The following is a 16,687-nucleotide window of genomic DNA, read 5'->3' as shown; positions in this document are numbered from 1 at the left end:
TCAGCTCCTGCTCAACCAGGTGTCGAAGAACTGCAGCCGAGCAGACGCGTCGAACCTCTGGTCCTGCACCGCCGAGCTCGCGCCGACCGCCTGCGACAGTTCGACGGTCGGGATCCACAGTCCGTTGTCGAGCACCTGCTGCTGTGCGTTCGCCAGGTACTCGCCGCGCTGCGTCGTGTCCGTCGTGCGCAGCTGATCGGTCAACGAGGCATCCAGATCGGCGATCGGGCCACGCTGGTTGAGATTTCGGCCGTCCGCCGCGAACGACGTCCGCAGGATGTCGCCGTCGGCACGCGTGCTGTTGTAGTACGTCGCGTCGAAGTCACCGGCGTTCTGTCGTGCGATCGACTCGGGCACGGACGTCAGCTCGAGCCGGGCATCGACACCGACGTCCCGCAACTGCTGCTGCAGCAACTCGAGAATCGCCTGGTTGCCCGCGAACACTGCGCTGAACAGGATCGAGAAGCTGAGCCGCTGACCGTCCTTCTCGCGGATCCCGTCCGCGGCCGGTACCCAACCCGCACGGTCGAGCTCGGTCCGCGCCGCGTCGGCGTCGAAGGTCACGTCGGGCAGCGACACGTAGCCGGGCGTCCTGCTCGCGAGAGTGCTGGTCGCCGGCAGGAAGTTCGGGCCGAGGACGGTGTCGACCAACTGCTGACGGTCGATCGCGGGGACGAGTGCGCGGCGCACGTCCGGGTCGGCCAGTACGCCTCGCGAGACATTGGGCGCGATACCGAAGGGTGTTCCGGGATTCGACGTCGTCAGCACTCGACCGCCGGTCGCCTCGATGGTCGGTGCGTCCTGCGGGAGCGCGTCGCTGACGGCGTCGAGCTGACCCGACGACAGGCTTCCGGTCCGGACGCCCGATTCCGGCACCACCGTGAACTCGATGCCGTCAAGGTAGGCCTCACCGGTGTGACCGAACGCCGGCGAACCCCAGGAATAGCCGGCTCGCCTGGCCACACTCACCGATCGATCCTGCTGGTAGTCGGTGTACGTGAACGGGCCACTGCCGATGTTTCCGCCCTGGCAGCGCTCCTCGGCGGACAGCGACGTGGTGGCATCGGCCTGCAGTCCCAGCTGTGAGGTCGCCGATGCCTGCAGGAACTGCGCATTGGGCGACGAGAAGGTCACCTGCGCGGTCCGCGGGTCGACCACGGTCGTCCCGACGTATCCCGCGAGATAGCTGGCGGCGAGCGGCGCCTTCGCCGCCCCGAGCGTGCCCACGATGGCGTCGAAGTTGTTCTTGACCGACTGCGCGGTGACCGGTGTGCCGTCGCTGAACGACACCCCGTCCTTCAGTGTGAACGTGAACGACGTCGCATCCGCGTCGGTCTCCCACTTCTCGGCGAGCCACGGCACGATCTCGCCAGTGTCGGGATCCTGATCGGTGAGTGAGTCGACCACGGCGCGCGTGACGTAGATCGTCTGGTTGGTCCCTGCCTGCGCGGGATCCGAGCACGTCGGCGCTGTGGAGAGTCCGTAGTTCAGGGTGCCTCCCGGCTGAGCGGGGCCGGCGTCGGCGCCCGCCGAACCAGCAGCGCCGCCGCAGGCGGTGAGGGCCGTGGTCAGGGCGACGAGGCCGATCGCGGCACTGACGGCGGGTGTCCGTTGATGGCGGTCGATCACTGGGTCAACTCCAAGAGGTGTGTGTGCAGGAACGAAGAACGGGGGTCAGTTGGTGGGTCGAGTCGTCTTCCGGAACGCACGGGGCACGCCCTCGGCCGGCGGGGCCACCGGGTCGAACAGCGGTGTGTACCCCGCCGCCAGATACAGGCCGACAGCCTCCGGTTGGCGCCACCCGGTGGTGAGGTGGATGCTCTCGTAGTTTCGGACAGCGATCTCCGATTCGAGTTCGGTGAGAACGCGCCGAGCGAGTCCTCGTCGGCGGTGCGATGCGGACGTCCAGATGCGCTTCAGTTCGGCGGTCTGCTCGTCGTGACGCCGAAACGCCCCGCCGGCAACAGGTTCACCGTTCTCGAGGAGCACGATCAGCCCGCCGTGCGGCGGCGCGAAGTCCTCTGCCGGATGGGTGGACAGAGCCGAGTACATCTGGTCGGCGGTCCCGCCGTAGCGGGTGCTGTACTCGATCGCCAGCTCCGCGAGCAGGGGTCGTGCCAGCGGATCGCCCTGGTCGACTCGCGCGACCTCGAGCTGCGGGCGATCGCTGCCGGCCACGGGTGCTCCTTGTCGGACCGAGGTCACTTCTTCGGGAGCCCGGGTGGATTGATCTCCGAGGCCGACACGGCCTCGCCGCCGAGCCCCCACTTGTCCAGCACCTGCTGGTAGGTCCCGTTCTCGATGGTGTGATCGATGGCGTCCGCGAACGCCTCGGCGAGCCCGCTGTCCTTCTTCACCAGGACGGCGATCTCACCCTGGAGCGCCTCGCCCGCACCGGAGAAGGTGCCGATGATCTTCGACTCCCCTGTGCTCGACGAGTGGTACTGCGCGGACGGATTGGGTCCGAGGTACCCGTCGATGCGCTTCGAGGACAGGGCGAGGTAGTAGTCGGCGGCGTTCTGGTAGTAGACGATCTCGGCGGGCGCGATGCCCTCCGCCCCGTTCTGCGTGTTCCAGTCGACGAGCAGTTGTTCCTGGTTGGTACCGGACGAGACACCGATCTTCTTGCCGGCGATGTCCTTGCGGTCGGTGAACGTCCAGTCGGAGTCCGTCGGAACCTCGAGGGCGACGTTGTCGAGGCGGTAGGTGGCGAAGTCGTACTTCTCCTTGCGCTCCTCCGTGACCGTCACGTTCGAGATGAAGGCGTCGTTCTCGCCCGAATCGATCTTGACGAAGTTCTGGGCCCAGTCCGCGGTCCGGCGGTCGACCGAGAGACCGAGGACGTCGGCGAAGAGGCTCGCGAGATCGATCTCGGATCCGACGACGGTGGTGTCGTCGGTGGCATAGAAGCCGAGAGGCGGAGTGGCACCCGCTGTTCCGGTGACGACGAGGGTTCCGCGATCACGGATTGCCTGCGGCACCTTCGCCGCGATGTCGTCCACCTTCTCGGTGTGGATGCGCCCGGACTGCTCGGGCGAGAGATCATAGGAGACACCGGCTTCGGACACCACGGTGTTCTCGGCTGCGGGTTCGCCGCACGCGGACGCGACGAGCGCGAGGACGGCGACGGAGGACAGGACCGACGCGAGGCGACGGGACGATCGAGACATGGGAGAGGTCACTTTCGGGAGAGGTGTGCGTGGGAATCAGAGAACCCGGGAGAGGAATTCTCGAGTGCGACTGTGGGTCGGGGTGTCGAACACCTCTGCAGGAGAACCCTGTTCGAGGACGACGCCGCCGTCCATGAACACCACGGTGTCGGCGACCTCGCGTGCGAAGCCGACCTCGTGCGTGACGATGACGAGCGTCGCGCCGTCTGCGGCGAGACCGCGGATGACATCGAGCACCTCGCCCACCAGCTCGGGATCGAGTGCCGACGTGGGTTCGTCGAACAGGATCACCTTCGGGCGCAGCGCCAGCGCCCGGGCGATCGCGACGCGTTGCTGTTGCCCGCCGGACAACCGCCGCGGGTAGTCGTGCGCCTTGTCAGCGACACCGACCCGCGACAGGAGTGCGAGAGCCTCGGGTTCCACCTCCGACCGCGGACGTCGCTGTGCGGACACGGGTGCCTCGACCACGTTCTCGAGCACCGTGAGGTGCGGGAACAGGGTGAAGTTCTGGAAGACGAAGCCGATCTGCGAGCGCTGGCGCCGGATCTCCTTCGGCGTCAGTTCGTGCAGTTTCCGGCCTCTGCGGCGGTATCCCACGAGGGCACCGTCCACTCGGACGGATCCGGCGTCGACCTTCTCGAGGTGGTTCACCGTGCGCAGCAGAGTGGACTTGCCCGACCCGGAGGGTCCGAGAATGGCCGTGACCTCCCCCGGCCGCACGGCCAGGTCCACGCCTTTCAGGACCTCGAGGGCACCGTAGGACTTGTGCACTCCCCGTACCTCGACCGCATACCGCGCAGTCTCGATCTGGGCGGTCATCGAGTTGCTCCCCTCGGTGACAGCGGCAGCGCGGCGATGCGCGAACGCAACTTCTGGATCGGCGTGAGCGGCACCGTGCGCAGTGCACCCTTGGAGTAGTGCCGCTCGACGTAGAACTGCACCACGGACAGGACGGACGTCAGAATCACGTACCAGACCGTCGCGACCATGAGCATCGGGACGACACGGCCGGTCCGTCCGTAGATCACCTGGACCTGATAGAACAGCTCGGCGATGGCCATGACCGAGACGATCGAGGTGCCCTTGAAGAGACTGATCACCTCGTTGGCCGCGTTGGGGAGGATTCCCCTCATGGCCTGCGGCAGCACGATCGCGAAGAATTCGCGTCGCTTCGGGATCCCCAGCGCCGCAGCGGCTTCGAGCTGCCCCTGATCGACCGAGATGATGCCGGCGCGCACGATCTCCGCCGAGTACGCCGCCTGATGCAGGGCCAGACCGATGATCGCCGCAGTGGACCCGCTGATGACACTGTTGACGTCGAACTCGACGAAGCTCGGTCCGAACGGAATGCCCAGGGACAAACGCTGATACAGGTAGGCGATGTTGAACCAGAACAGCAGTTGCACGATCAGCGGGATCGACCGGAACGCCCAGATGTAGAACCAGGAGATGATCTGCAGGACCGGGTTCTGCGACAACCGCGCCGCCGCGAGAGCGATGCCGAGTGCGAACCCGATGAGGGTGCCCCAGAAGGTCAGCTGGATCGTGAGCCACAGAGCAGTGACGACGGACCGCGCCGTGAAGTACTGAGCGAAGGTGCCCCAGTCCCAGCCGGCGTTGGTCACCAGCCCGTGGACGAACTGTGCGAGAAGGACCAGGGTCGCGACGGCGATGATCCACCGCCACGGGTGCACCGTGCGTGCGACGACGAGGTCGTGATCCGAGACGTCACCGGCGTCGGTGGCGACCGGTCGATCGTGGAGTTGAGTCACCGGCTGCACCGGTGCGTGAGGGCAGCGAACATCGCTGTGCCTTTCGAGAGGACGAAGTGAGGGACCTGGTCAGCGCCGCGTACAGGCGCAGCAGCACTCTCGACACCACTCGAGGTGCAGGCGCAGGACGTGCGGGCGTCGGGTCGTCACAGTGTTCATCGGCGGATCTCCTCCATCGGTCCTGGCGGTAGCACCCACACACTCGAACTCGAGGCGGGTTGCTGCGACGTCGACGAGCCAGGTCTCTCGGTCGCTCTGGATGGTGAGGAAAATGTAGCGCCGACGTCTCGAGACGTCAAATCGCACAACACTTTTCGGCTCCGTCGAGTTCGAATCACGATGACCGGAAAGGGTGACAACCGCACCGACCACGTGTTCGCGGTGGTCACGCGCCCGAGGTCTCACGGCCAGACGTGCGCCGGATCGCCGCGACGGAACCGTCCCGGTCGGTACATTCACGGGGTACACGGTGGAGGTCAGCCGACGACGGATCACCGGTGACGGGGACCGGGGTGCTCGCGTGACGCCACACATCGACAGAGCGCACCGCGGCGCGCGGACGTCGCCCACCGAGTCGCCTCTCGAGACACCCGCACAGCAGGTGCTCGACATCCGGTCGATCGCGATGGGAACGGCGATCACCGGTTCCGCCCTGTCACTGGGAGCGGGCTGGGTGGTGCCCGGTCTGTTCTTCCCCGGCATCGCCCCGATGCTCGCCACCGCTCTCGCCGTCGCTGCGGCCGTGGTGGGAGCCGGCATCATCTGGCGCTCGGGGCGGCTGACCGAACGCCAGTTCGTCGCCATGGGCATGGTGATGCTGTGCGGTACGACGTTCTCCGCGGTGGCGGTGACCGATCCGGCGGGTTCCCTCGCGATCGCCGCGCTGCTCACCATCGTCCCGGTGCTCTCCGCGGCCGCGTCGCCGCCCGCGACCGCGTGGTCGTTCACCGTGGCTGCCGGTGGAGCCGCCGTCGTGGTGTCGTTCGCCTCGGCAGGATCTGCGGCCATCGCGTTCATCAGTGCCGGCGCGTCCCTGACCATCGTCGTCGTCCCCGTCGTGTTGGTGTGGGGCCTGCGGCGGTCGATGGTGCGGGTGAGTCACCGATTCGACGTGCTCGCGCGCACGGACGTCCTGACCGGCCTGTTGAACCGCCGGGGCGTACTCCCCCGTCTGACGGAACTGCTGGGTGCCGCGGCGTCGCGGCACGAATCGGTCACCACCCTCGTCATCGACATCGACAACTTCAAGGCCGTCAACGACACCCACGGACACACCCACGGTGATCGGACGCTGCAGTCCGTCGCGCGAGCGGTGGTGCTGGCGACTCCGGCGGGCGCCGTCGTCTCCCGTCTCGGCGGCGAGGAGTTCCTGGTCGTCGCCCGCGGTGCGCGTACGGCCGATCTCGCGGACCGTGTCCTGCGATCGGTGCGCACACGGTGCTCGGTGACGGTGAGCATCGGCACCACGACGGCCGTGGCCACGGCTCCCGACGGCGCCGCGCTCGCCCTCGGCGACGTGGAGTCGACGCTCGACTCCTTCATCTCCTGCGCGGACGATGCGATGTACCGGGCGAAGCGTCTCGGTCGTGACCGCGTCGAGCACGGCGACACGACCCGGTTCCACCCGCCGTCACTGCTGCGAGCACGGTCGTCTGACCACCTCCGGTCCCGTCGACGGCAGGCTGTGCAGAGACGCGCGCGCACCGAGGCCGCCGCGGCGGTCGCTGCCACCCTCGTCGCGCTGCAGACCCGCGGACACGGGCCGGAACACACGGCCGTCCGACTCGCGATGCTGTCTCGGCGCCTCGAGACGGAGATCGACGTGGCGACGACGTCCCGTTCGGATCGATACTCCGCGGCACTGCGCTCCGCGGCCGCGCTCGATCAGAGCATCGGCATGGCGATGGAACACCTCGCGGTGAACCGGGACACCGCGGCGGCACTCCTGCAGTCGGCCGCGCACGCCGAGGGAACCTCACTCGGCGCACTGTGTCGAGCGCTGGCGTCACTGGCGGACGAGAACCCGGCGGCGGCCGCGAGGTATCTCACCGCGACAGCCCGAGAATCACCGTGAGCGCAACCCTGTCCCGACAGGTCCGGGTTTCCTGACGTGGGATGGCCGAGTGGTGAGGCAACGGCCTGCACAGCCGTGCACACGGGTTCGATTCCCGTCATTCGCTCCACGGGGCGCTCAGCGATCGGCGATCACCGTCGCGATGTTGCGTTCGGCGAGCGCCGCGATGGTGAGCGACGGATTGACTCTGCCGGTGCTGCCCGGGATCAGCGCTCCGTCGACGACGTGCAACCGGTCGTGGCCGAGGACGCGGCCGTGCGCGTCGGTGGCTCGGCCCAGCACCACCCCTCCCAACGGGTGCGCCGTGAACGAGGTGTTCACGTCCGGAACCCGCAGGGGCGGATACCCCACACCGATTCCGGAGCGCTCCGCGATGCGGTCGTGCACCGGTCGCAGGGCGTCCGAGACGGCGATGTTGCCGGCCTCCGGCCAGTCGAGCCGTACCGACCGCGTCGACTCGTCCCACACGAACCGCCCTCTCGTCGGGTCCATGACCATGCCCAACGAGCCGATCAGCGTCAGATCGACGGGCGATCCGGGGACGAACCAGTTCTCGAGGGTGAGCGGGGCGCCCGAGTCGTCGGAGATCCTCGACGCCGAGGGCGACGCCTGCACGATGCCGTTGCCCTCCGGGCTCATGCCCCGGACGAGTGCCGCGTCACCGTTGGTGCCCCATCCCTCACCGACGTGTTCGTTCAGGTCGGGGAGCAGTCCGGTGTCGCGGGCATGCACGAGAAGCCGCGACGTTCCCATCGACCCGGCTCCCAGGAACAGGTCGTCGCAGGTCACCGTGCGGGTGGAGAGGACCTCGGCGGACGGGTCGAGCAGATCCACGGTCAGCGAATAGCGACCGTCCGCCTCCCTGGTCACGGCGGTGACCTCGTGACGCGCATGGATCGTGCACCGGCCAGTGGCGCGAGCAGCGGCCAGATAGTTGCGGTTGAGGTCGAACTTGGCGCCGTTGGAGTTGCCGAGATTCGACTCCCCGATGATCGCGGACGGACGGGACCGACCGGCCATCTCTCCGCGCACCACGTCCCAGTCCCAGATACCGTCGATGCGCTGTGGTGTGTACCCGGCGCGGCGGACCTGGTGATCCCACACCCGTGAATGCGTGAACGGCAGCGACTGATAGACGTCCTCCGGCATCGGTGCGAGCCGCAGCTCGGAACGGACGAGCGGGTAGTGCAGCGCCTGCATCTCGTCGTACGAGACGAGCCCGGTGAAGAGCTGGTCGAAGAACCGTCGTTCGGGGGCGATCATCACGCCGGTGAACACCAACGAACCACCGCCGACCGCGGCTCCTGACCACACGTCGATGGTGCCGTGTTCACTCACATCGAAGATGCCGCCGAAGCGGTCGGTGGGAACCGTGGGCAGTCCGGTCAGCGGAGCAGTGCCACCGCGACGCCAGAACGCGCGCCCGTCCGGCAGGAAGTCGTTGGCGAAGATCTGTCGACGCGGATCCGTGGGCCACTGCGACCCGCGCTCCAGGACGGTGACGCGAACGCCGGCCTCGGCGAGGCGCCGCGCGGTGACCGCGGCACCGAAGCCCGACCCGACCACCACGGCCTCCGAATGCGCCGGCGCCGGATCGATCGGTGCGTAGAGCTCGGGCACCGCCGACCGGTACAGACCGTCGAGTATCGGAGCCGCGCGGGACACCGCTCCCGGTCCCGTCGACCCGATCAGGCCCGCGACGCCCATCGCGCCCAGGAACTGTCTTCTCGACCACTGCATGTCGACGCTTCTCTCCACCCGGTGCAGGTGATCGCGGGTGTCGCGGACGGGCAGCGGATGCGCTGAAGCTTCCTTACTCGCCGGTAAGTTGTCCACTTCGCCCGGCTCGATGAGAGGCGATCGGCCGTGACGTCGACGAGTGCGCCGCACCACTCGAGCTGTTCCGGCGCCCGCGCGCTGCGCACGGCGTTCCGCGCACGGTGCAGCGCGCGCTCGGCACCGGGCGGTGCGCTCGGCGCCACGTAGCGGACCAGTGCGCCGCGCCACTCGGCAACACTGGTTGCTCCGTTGCCCCTACGGGTAGCCCATGCTGGATCGAGACACGATCACCGATCGGAGGCATCACACACATGGCAGCACGAAGTCCGGGCACGGCGCTCGTCGTCGGAGCCACCGGCATCTCGGGGCAGACCATCTGTCGACGACTCGTCGACGCGGGGTGGCGCACCTACGGGTTGTCGCGCAAGACCGAGTTGCCGGTCGACGGCGTGACACCCGTGACGGCCGACCTTCTCGACGCCGATGCTCTGAGTGAGGCACTGCGCGGAACGGCGCCCGACCTCGTGTTCTTCACGGCGTGGATGATGCAGGACTCGGAGGCGGAGAACATCGAGGTGAACACCGCCACCCTCCGGAACACGTTCGACGCGCTGGCGCCGGAGAACTCGGTGAAGCACGTCGCTCTCATGACGGGTCTGAAGCACTACCTCGGCCCGTTCGACGCCTACGGCGCCGCGGTGACGGCGGAGACCCCGTTCCACGAGAGCGAGGAGCGCCTCGACACACCGAACTTCTACTACGCCCAGGAGGACGAGTTGTTCTCGGGCGCAGAGCGACTGGGCTTCACCTGGAGCGTGCACCGGGCACACACCATCTTCGGGTTCGCCGTGGGCAACGCCATGAACATGGCACTCACCCTGTCGGTGTACGCCACTCTCTGCAAGGAGACCGGCGAGCCGTTCGTATTCCCCGGTTCGGAGACCCAGTGGAACGGTCTGACCGATGTCACCGATGCCGATCTGCTCGCCGAGCAGATGATCTGGGCCGCCACGAACGAGAACGGCGCCGACGAGCCATTCAATGTCGCGAACGGCGACGTGTTCCGTTGGCGATGGCTGTGGCCGCGCATCGCCGACCATTTCGGTGTCGAACCCGTCGGTTTCGACACCGAACCGCGACCGTTGGCGACGCGAATGGACGATGCACCCGACGCGTGGCGGCGCATCGCCGAGAAGTACGACCTCGTCGAGTCGGACGTGACTCGACTCGCATCGTGGTGGCACACCGACGGCGACCTCGGCCGCGACATGGAGTGCCTGACCGACATGACGAAGAGCCGCAAGGCGGGGTTCCTCGGATTCCGCTCGACCAGTGAGAGTTTCGCGGAGAACCTCGCTCGGTACCGGGACGCGCGGATCATTCCTCGCTGACGTCGGACGCAACGGCCGGGCGGGTGGACCCGCCCGGCCGTCGGCGTCAGGACGCGATCGAGAGGCTCTTCAGAATGTTCAGGAAATCGGTCAGAGGCAGCAGATCTCCGAACGAGAAATTGAGGAAGCTGAGGCCGTTGAGAATGCTGAGCATGATGTCTCCCGAGTGAGTGATGTCGCGATTGTTTCGCGCACACAGATCATGAAGGACCCGTCGTCACGGACGACGATGAACGGTGTGGTGACCTGTCACTGACTTGGTCGTGCTCACAGACAACGCCCCGAAACGGTGTCAATCTCGAGAACATCATCAGCGAGCGAGAGCGGTCACCTCGTCCGCGATGATGCGCCCCAACTCGTCGGTCCCCGACGTTCCGCCCATGTCCGCGGTGAGCGCGGCGCCGCCCCGTGCCAACACGTTCTCGACCGCAGTCAGGACCGTGCGCGCGGCATCGGGTTCGCCGAGGTGATCGAGCATCATGCTGCCGCTCCAGATCTGTCCGATCGGATTGGCGACGTTCTTGCCCGCGATACCCGGTGCCGATCCGTGCACCGGCTCGAACAGACTGGGAAAGAGCCCCTCCGGGTTGATGTTTCCACTCGGGGCGATGCCGATGGTGCCCGCGATCGCCGGTCCGAGATCGGACAGGATGTCCCCGAACAGATTGCTCGCGACGACCACGTCGAACCAGTCCGGGTGCAGCACGAAGTTCGCCGTGAGGATGTCGATGTGATAGCTGTCGACGTCCACCGTGGGGTGATGCGACGCCATGGCGGCGACCCGCTCGTCCCAGTACGGCATCGAGATGGAGATGCCGTTGCTCTTGGTCGCGGACGTCAGGTGGCGTTTCGGCCTGGTCTCGGCGAGTTCGAAGGCGTACTTCAGGATTCGGTCAACGCCGATGCGCGACATGACCGTCTCCTGGATCACCGTCTCACGCTCGGTCCCCGCGAACATCCGGCCGCCGAGATCGGTGTACTCCCCCTCGGTGTTCTCCCGCACCACGTAGAAGTCGATGTCGCCGACCTCGCGTCCCGCGAGCGGGCTGGTGACGCCCGGCATGAGCCGGATGGGCCGCAGATTCACGTACTGGTCGAAGTGACGTCGGAACTGGAGCAGACTGCCCCACAACGAGATGTGGTCCGGCACCACCTCCGGCCAGCCCACCGCTCCGAAGAAGATCGCGTCGAACGGTCGGAGCTCCTCGAACCAGCCGTCGGGAAGCATCTTTCCGTGCTCGACGTAGTAGTCGGCGCTGGCGTAGTCGAAGTACTCGTACTCGAGGTCGAGGTCGAACGCCGCCGCCGCGGCGTCCAGTACTTCGATACCGGCGGGAACCACCTCCTTGCCGATGCCGTCACCCGGGATCACTGCGATGCGTCTGGTAGCCATCGTTCGAGCCTAGTCGGGGCGAAACCTTGACACTCGCTGACAGAACTGTCTAGGTTCTGAGCACCCGGCATCGAGATCGGGTGTTCGCCGGGGGGTGCCCACAGGTATCGGCGGACTCCACGAACGATCCGGGGGAAGCCGCATGTCACCGTTCACTCGCCGCACGTTCCTCTCCGGCGCCGCCGCGGCCGGCGGTGCGCTGATCGCCGGCAACCATGCCGCCCGCGCCTCTGCTCACGGCATCGCCGCACGCACACAACGAGTTCCGCTCTCCCGCGAGGATCACCGCGTGGTGATCGTCGGCTCCGGGTTCGGCGGCGGCGTCGCCGCACTGCGCCTCGCACAGGCAGGCGTTCCGGTGACCGTGCTCGAGCGCGGTCTGCGATGGCCGACCGGTCCGAACGCCGAGACCTTTCCGCACGCTCGCTCACCCGACGGTCGTTTCCTCTGGTACGGATCCGCGAAGAACGTGTTCGGACGTCCGATCGACGTCCCGGCGTACACCGGCCTCGTCGAGGCGGTTCCCGGCGAGAACATGACCGCGCTGTGTGCGGCCGGGGTCGGCGGCGGGTCCCTCGTCTATCAGGGGATGACGCTGCAGCCGGCCGAGGCGGTGTTCGCGTCGCAGTTCCCCGGCGCACTGGACTGGGGCCTGCTCGATCACGTCCATTACCCGCGGGTCGCCCGGATGCTGCACCTCGCGGTCGCGCCCGACGAGTTGGTCGACAGCCCCAATTACGCTGCACCACGAGCATTCCGGGACAGTGCACGACGACTCGGACTCCCCGTGTCGAAGATCCCGATGCCCATCGACTGGAACTTCGCGCTCGACGAACTTCGTGGCGAAATGGCCCCGTCCTACACCAACGGCGACGGCGCCATCGGCGTCAACAACGGCGGCAAGTTCTCCGTGGACGTCACGTACATCGCCGAGGCGGAGGCGACCGGGCTGGCGACGGTACAGACCCTGCACCAGGTCACCGACGTCGAACGGGCGTCCGACGGCCGGTGGACGGTCTACGTCGACCACATCGACACCTCGGGGGCGGTCGTGGAGAACAAGATCCTCACCACGCCGACCCTGATCATGGCTGCGGGCAGCATGAACACCACGCGACTGCTGATGCGGGCGGCAGCGTCCGGCCGGATCCCGGACATGCCGGACGCGCTCGGCGACGGCTGGGGCACCAACGCGGACAGGATCTACTCGTGGACGACGTTCGACCAGGACTTCGGACCCGCACAGGGCGGCCCGGTGGTCTTCGGCAGTCTCGACTGGGCGGACCCGTCCCGCGCGATGACGGTCATCCAGGCGTCGTTCCCCCCTCTCGGGGTGGATGCCCGAACCACCGTTCTGGTCGGCTACGGCGTCAGCGACGCCCGTGGGCGTTTCGTCTACGACGGTGCGCGGGACGATGCGATCCTGCGGTGGCCGCACGAGGGGGATGCGGCCATCCAGAGTCACATCGACCCGCGCGTGCGCGCGATCGCCGGACCGAACAGCCTCGTCGTGGACACCAACGCGGTGTTCCCGTCCACCTGGCACCCGCTCGGCGGGGCCAACATGGGAACGGTCTGTGATCTGGAGGGTCGAGTCCAGGGACAGCGCGGCCTCTACGTTCTCGACGGCGCCCTGATCCCGGGCAACTGCGCCGCCTGCAATCCGTCGATGACCATCGCCGCAGTCGCGGAGCACGCTCTCGACAGCATCGTGGCCACCGACGTCGGCACCGTCATCTGAGCCGGCGTCAGTCCAGCATGGCATCGGTCAGCTCGACCCGCCGCGCGACGATGTCGTCCGCGAGCTGGGTGACGCGGACCCCGTCTGCGTAGGCGAGGGACCGGAGCCGCACCACGGCCTCGTCGGCGGTGATCCGGAACCGTGCTGCCATCATGCCGGCAGCCACGTGCACGGAGGCGCGGGACAACGGATCGTCCGCGGCGTCGTCCCCCACTCCGGCGACGTCGCGGCGCACCGCGGACGCGAGTTCCCCGGCGCACCGCACGGCACGCGCCGCGGTCACCGGCGACCACGGATGCGCGTCGCGGCGATAGAGCTCGAGCACGCCCACCGTCGGCTCCGTGCCCACCGGAAGCGCGAACACGGCACCCACGTCGAGAGCTCGAACGGCGTCGTCGAACAGCGGCCACGGCGAGCCCTCGTCGGTACCGACCATGCTGATCATCGTCTGTTCACTCCGGAAGGCATCGAGGCACGGCCCGGTTCCCAGCGTGAACTGCAGTTCGTCGATGCGGGTCGCGACGTCGTCGCTGCTGTAGACGAGGTCGCGGATTGCCGCGGTCACGATGACTGCCACCGCGATCCCGTCCACACCCAGCGACGGCGCGTACCGCTCCACCACGGCGCGGGTGGCGTCGAAGGAATCCATGGATTCTGGTGCCCGAGTCGGACATGGATAAACGTACCGCCGAGATCACTCCACGACGACGGTTCGGCCGCCCTCGTTCATCGAGGCGACGAGAGCGTCGGCGACGAGACCTGCACGCAGCCCCGCGTCCGCGTCGGCGAGCTCCGAGACCCGGCCGGCCTCGAGGGAATCGACCCACTCCTGGAGTTGCAGGCGATACGCGTCCGCATAGCGGGGAACCCAGTCGGCCGGGTAGGCCACGGACCGCCGGCGGTCGCGGTCGGTGACCACGTGAGTGGGCAGCACGAGCGCAGACGCTCCGATATCGCCCACCACCTCGCACCTCGTGTCGTATCCGTAGCGGGCGTTGAGGAAGATCTCGACCGTCACCAGAACGTCGGACTCGGTCCGCAACAGCATGATCTGCGGATCCTGGCGCGTTCCGGAGTGCGCGGACGTACGACCCGCGTGCCAACTCACCTCCGTGATCGGCGACGACAGCAACCACGGCACGATGTCGAGTTCGTGAATCGCGGAGTTGGTGATGGTCGACGCGGACGTGCCGCCGGGGTAGGCCTCGACGGTGCGACTCACGCAGTGGGCGACGAGTGGTTCACCCAGTTCACCGGACGACACCACACGCTTCAGTTCCACGTAGGCCGGATCGAACCGACGCATGAAGCCGACCGTGATCAAGGTGCGTTCGCCCTGCGCGGCGATGATCTCGCGGCACTCCGCCGCCGTGGGCGCGAGCGGCTTCTCGCACAGCACCGGCTTGCCCGCGGCCAGCGCCAGGTGCACCAGTTCGGCGTGGGTCGAATCGTGCGAGGCGATGACGACGGCGTCGACGTCGTCGCGCTCGATCAGCGCCGGGCCGTCCGCCGCGACGGTGGCGCCGCGCAGGGTGGAGGCGACTGCACTCGCCCGTGCTGCGTCGAAGTCGGCGACAGCGGTCACCGCCGCGCCCGACACCCGCCGATCGAGGGACAGGGCATGGTCCGCTCCCATGACGCCGACACCGATGATTCCAACCCGCACAGTCATGATCGAAAGTATTACATCTTAATGTCCTGACAAATATGCTTTCGTCTGATTGGCTCTGCCGCATGACGCAGAGCGCCTCCCTCCCCCTGTCACGAGTTCCCGATCCCCGTGACGCGCCCGTGCTCCGATGGGCAGTCCTCGGGCCGGGCTGGATCGCGAACCGGTTCGTCGAGTCACTGCACCGGCACACGACCCAGACCGTCGTCGCGGTGGGATCGCGCTCACCGGAGCGCGCACGCGCCTTCGCCGACGAGCACGGCGTCGACCGCGCGCACGGCACCTACGAGGCCGTCTTCGCCGACGACGACGTCGACATCGTGTACATCGCCACGCCGCACACCGAGCACCTCGCGAACGCCCTCGACGCCATCGCCGCGGGCAAGCACGTGCTCGTCGAGAAGCCGCTCGCCGTCGACGCGGTCGGCGCGGCCCGTATCGCGGAGGCCGCACGGTCGGCAGGAGTGTTCGCGGGAGAAGCGATGTGGACGAGATTCCTGCCGAAGTTCGACGTGATAGAGCAGGTGCTCCGCAGCGGCGTCCTCGGACCGATCCACACGGTGCTCGCGGATCACGGCGAGTTCTTCACCACCGATCACCGTATCTACGATCCGGCGCTGGCCGGTGGCCCGCTCCTGGATCTGGGAACGTACGTCGCGTCCTTCGCCTACTCGGTTCTCGGTGCACCGGAGACGGTGGATGCTCGGAGTCGACCTGCCAATGACCAGATCGACGGTCAGATCTCGGCCCTTCTCACCGGCGAGTCCGGACATGCGGTGCTCAACACCACGATCCTGACGAACACGCCGACGACGGCGGTCGTGTGCGGCCGGGACGGCACGCTCACCATCGCCGGGCCCTTCTTCATGCCGGGGCCGTTCACCGTTGCACTCCGCGACGGCATCACCCTCGCCTACGACGAGACCCCCGGCCTCCAGGTCGACGGACTGCATCTCGCCGCGGTGGAGGCTGCGAGAAGGATTTCCGTCGGCGAGGTCGAGTCCGCCGTCCATCCCCTCGCCGACGCGGTCGCGACCCTGGAGATCATCGACCGGATCCGCGAACGAATCAGCTGATCAGATCGGCGTAGACCACGATATTGTCGTCGTAACTGGCTGCGTCGCTGTCGAATCGACCGCCACACGTGATCAGCCGGAGTCCCGGGTGGTCGATGTCGCCGTACACCGTGTTCGTCGGGAACTCGGCCTTCGGGTACTGATCGACCTCCATGACCCGGAAGCGCGACGTGGTGCCGTCCTGCAGAGTGACGATCACGTCGTCGTCCGGGACGAGGTCACCGAGCCGGGAGAACACGCCCGGCGCACCGTCCCAGTCCACGTGACCGGCGATCACGGACGGCCCCATCGCGCCGGGAATCGGTGAACCCGTGTACCACCCGGCCGGAAACGCGCCGGGTGGTACCTCCATCGTCCCGTCCTGCTGCAGACCCAGGCCCATGAGGTCGGAACTCACGGAGATCGCGGGAACGTCGATGCGGACCGGCGGCGACGAGAGGGCCACGGCATCAGGGACACCGGTGGTGCCCTCGTCGACCACGCCGACGTCCGCCGACTCGGTCGCGGCCGGCGCCGGCGGGGCGGTGCCGGCAGCAGTGGAGCATCCGGAGATCAGCGCCAGCGCGAGCAGCACCGCAGCGCACAGTGAGCGCGCCGCGGTGGTGACGGAACGTGATGCCAC

14 protein-coding genes, 1 tRNA gene and 1 riboswitch are annotated in these 16,687 nt (G+C 67.6%); of the genes, 5 read left to right on the top strand and 10 right to left on the bottom strand.

The features are described from left to right. Genes QRN16_RS16250 through QRN16_RS16230 form a run of 5 tightly spaced genes read right to left on the bottom strand, consistent with a single transcriptional unit; the run spans position 1 to position 4,942 of the window. Positions 1-1,629, bottom strand: coding sequence for an ABC transporter substrate-binding protein (locus QRN16_RS16250; RefSeq protein WP_285188266.1), 1,629 nt, complete (start codon positions 1,627-1,629; stop codon positions 1-3). Positions 1,630-1,674: 45 nt separating this feature from the next. Next, a complete protein-coding gene (locus QRN16_RS16245) occupies positions 1,675-2,178 on the bottom strand; it encodes a GNAT family N-acetyltransferase (RefSeq protein WP_051612945.1) in 504 nt (167 codons plus the stop codon). 23 nt (positions 2,179-2,201) lie between these two features. Continuing rightward, positions 2,202-3,170, bottom strand: a complete 969-nt coding sequence (locus QRN16_RS16240) for an ABC transporter substrate-binding protein (protein ID WP_027504017.1) — start codon at positions 3,168-3,170, stop codon at positions 2,202-2,204. Between the two features lie 36 nt (positions 3,171-3,206). Continuing rightward, a complete protein-coding gene (locus tag QRN16_RS16235) occupies positions 3,207-3,989 on the bottom strand; it encodes an amino acid ABC transporter ATP-binding protein (RefSeq protein ID WP_285188263.1) in 783 nt (260 codons plus the stop codon). Further along, complete coding sequence (locus QRN16_RS16230; protein ID WP_231476123.1) at positions 3,986-4,942, bottom strand: amino acid ABC transporter permease; 957 nt, start codon at positions 4,940-4,942, stop codon at positions 3,986-3,988. The genes QRN16_RS16235 and QRN16_RS16230 overlap by 4 nt, the downstream gene beginning before the upstream one ends. 169 nt (positions 4,943-5,111) lie before the next feature. Then, positions 5,112-5,208: riboswitch (SAM riboswitch) on the bottom strand. 254 nt (positions 5,209-5,462) lie between these two features. Between QRN16_RS16230 and QRN16_RS16225 the strand changes: the two genes are divergently transcribed. Further along, entirely contained in the window at positions 5,463-7,016 is a 1,554-nt protein-coding gene (locus QRN16_RS16225) for a GGDEF domain-containing protein (RefSeq protein WP_285188259.1), read from the top strand. Positions 7,017-7,054: 38 nt separating this feature from the next. Next, positions 7,055-7,125, top strand: a tRNA-Cys gene (locus tag QRN16_RS16220). Positions 7,126-7,133: 8 nt separating this feature from the next. Here the strand turns inward: QRN16_RS16220 and QRN16_RS16215 are convergent. Next, positions 7,134-8,756 (bottom strand): GMC oxidoreductase, encoded by a 1,623-nt coding sequence (locus tag QRN16_RS16215; RefSeq protein ID WP_037184298.1) that lies wholly within the window; start codon positions 8,754-8,756, stop codon positions 7,134-7,136. Between the two features lie 350 nt (positions 8,757-9,106). On the opposite strand from QRN16_RS16215, the gene QRN16_RS16210 reads away from it, so the two are divergent. Next, positions 9,107-10,186 (top strand): SDR family oxidoreductase, encoded by a 1,080-nt coding sequence (locus QRN16_RS16210; protein WP_056447203.1) that lies wholly within the window; start codon positions 9,107-9,109, stop codon positions 10,184-10,186. Between the two features lie 310 nt (positions 10,187-10,496). On the opposite strand, the gene QRN16_RS16205 is transcribed toward QRN16_RS16210, so the two are convergent. Then, the gene (locus QRN16_RS16205) at positions 10,497-11,579 is read right to left on the bottom strand and encodes a tartrate dehydrogenase (protein ID WP_056447200.1); all 1,083 of its coding nucleotides are present in this window, start codon (positions 11,577-11,579) and stop codon (positions 10,497-10,499) included. Between the two features lie 142 nt (positions 11,580-11,721). Here QRN16_RS16205 and QRN16_RS16200 point away from each other — a divergent pair, with 142 nt between their 5' ends. After that, entirely contained in the window at positions 11,722-13,320 is a 1,599-nt protein-coding gene (locus tag QRN16_RS16200; RefSeq protein WP_285188250.1) for a GMC oxidoreductase, read from the top strand. Between the two features lie 7 nt (positions 13,321-13,327). On the opposite strand, the gene QRN16_RS16195 is transcribed toward QRN16_RS16200, so the two are convergent. Beyond that, the gene (locus QRN16_RS16195) at positions 13,328-13,969 is read right to left on the bottom strand and encodes an ANTAR domain-containing protein (protein WP_285188248.1); all 642 of its coding nucleotides are present in this window, start codon (positions 13,967-13,969) and stop codon (positions 13,328-13,330) included. Between the two features lie 45 nt (positions 13,970-14,014). Then, complete coding sequence (locus QRN16_RS16190; RefSeq protein WP_056447194.1) at positions 14,015-14,992, bottom strand: Gfo/Idh/MocA family oxidoreductase; 978 nt, start codon at positions 14,990-14,992, stop codon at positions 14,015-14,017. A 62-nt stretch (positions 14,993-15,054) separates the two neighbouring features. Between QRN16_RS16190 and QRN16_RS16185 the strand changes: the two genes are divergently transcribed. Next, positions 15,055-16,065: a Gfo/Idh/MocA family protein gene (locus QRN16_RS16185; protein WP_285188245.1), complete on the top strand. Its 1,011-nt coding sequence runs from the start codon at positions 15,055-15,057 to the stop codon at positions 16,063-16,065. On the opposite strand, the gene QRN16_RS16180 is transcribed toward QRN16_RS16185, so the two are convergent. Continuing rightward, positions 16,058-16,687: a class F sortase gene (locus QRN16_RS16180; RefSeq protein WP_285188242.1), complete on the bottom strand. Its 630-nt coding sequence runs from the start codon at positions 16,685-16,687 to the stop codon at positions 16,058-16,060. The two genes, QRN16_RS16185 and QRN16_RS16180, sit on opposite strands and share 8 nt — an antisense overlap.

The organism is Rhodococcus sp. MEB041 (assembly GCF_030208955.1).
Classification (GTDB): Bacteria; Actinomycetota; Actinomycetes; order Mycobacteriales; family Mycobacteriaceae; genus Rhodococcoides.
This window is presented reverse-complemented; position numbering and strand designations above follow the sequence as displayed.

Coding starts and splice junctions, on each gene's coding strand:
- QRN16_RS16195 (WP_285188248.1), bottom strand. CDS start 13,969: ATGGATTCCTTCGACGCCACCCGCGCCGTGGTGGAGCGGTACGCGCCG.
- QRN16_RS16200 (WP_285188250.1), top strand. CDS start 11,722: ATGTCACCGTTCACTCGCCGCACGTTCCTCTCCGGCGCCGCCGCGGCC.
- QRN16_RS16235 (WP_285188263.1), bottom strand. CDS start 3,989: ATGACCGCCCAGATCGAGACTGCGCGGTATGCGGTCGAGGTACGGGGA.
- QRN16_RS16240 (WP_027504017.1), bottom strand. CDS start 3,170: ATGTCTCGATCGTCCCGTCGCCTCGCGTCGGTCCTGTCCTCCGTCGCC.
- QRN16_RS16190 (WP_056447194.1), bottom strand. CDS start 14,992: ATGACTGTGCGGGTTGGAATCATCGGTGTCGGCGTCATGGGAGCGGAC.
- QRN16_RS16210 (WP_056447203.1), top strand. CDS start 9,107: ATGGCAGCACGAAGTCCGGGCACGGCGCTCGTCGTCGGAGCCACCGGC.
- QRN16_RS16185 (WP_285188245.1), top strand. CDS start 15,055: ATGACGCAGAGCGCCTCCCTCCCCCTGTCACGAGTTCCCGATCCCCGT.
- QRN16_RS16205 (WP_056447200.1), bottom strand. CDS start 11,579: ATGGCTACCAGACGCATCGCAGTGATCCCGGGTGACGGCATCGGCAAG.
- QRN16_RS16215 (WP_037184298.1), bottom strand. CDS start 8,756: ATGCAGTGGTCGAGAAGACAGTTCCTGGGCGCGATGGGCGTCGCGGGC.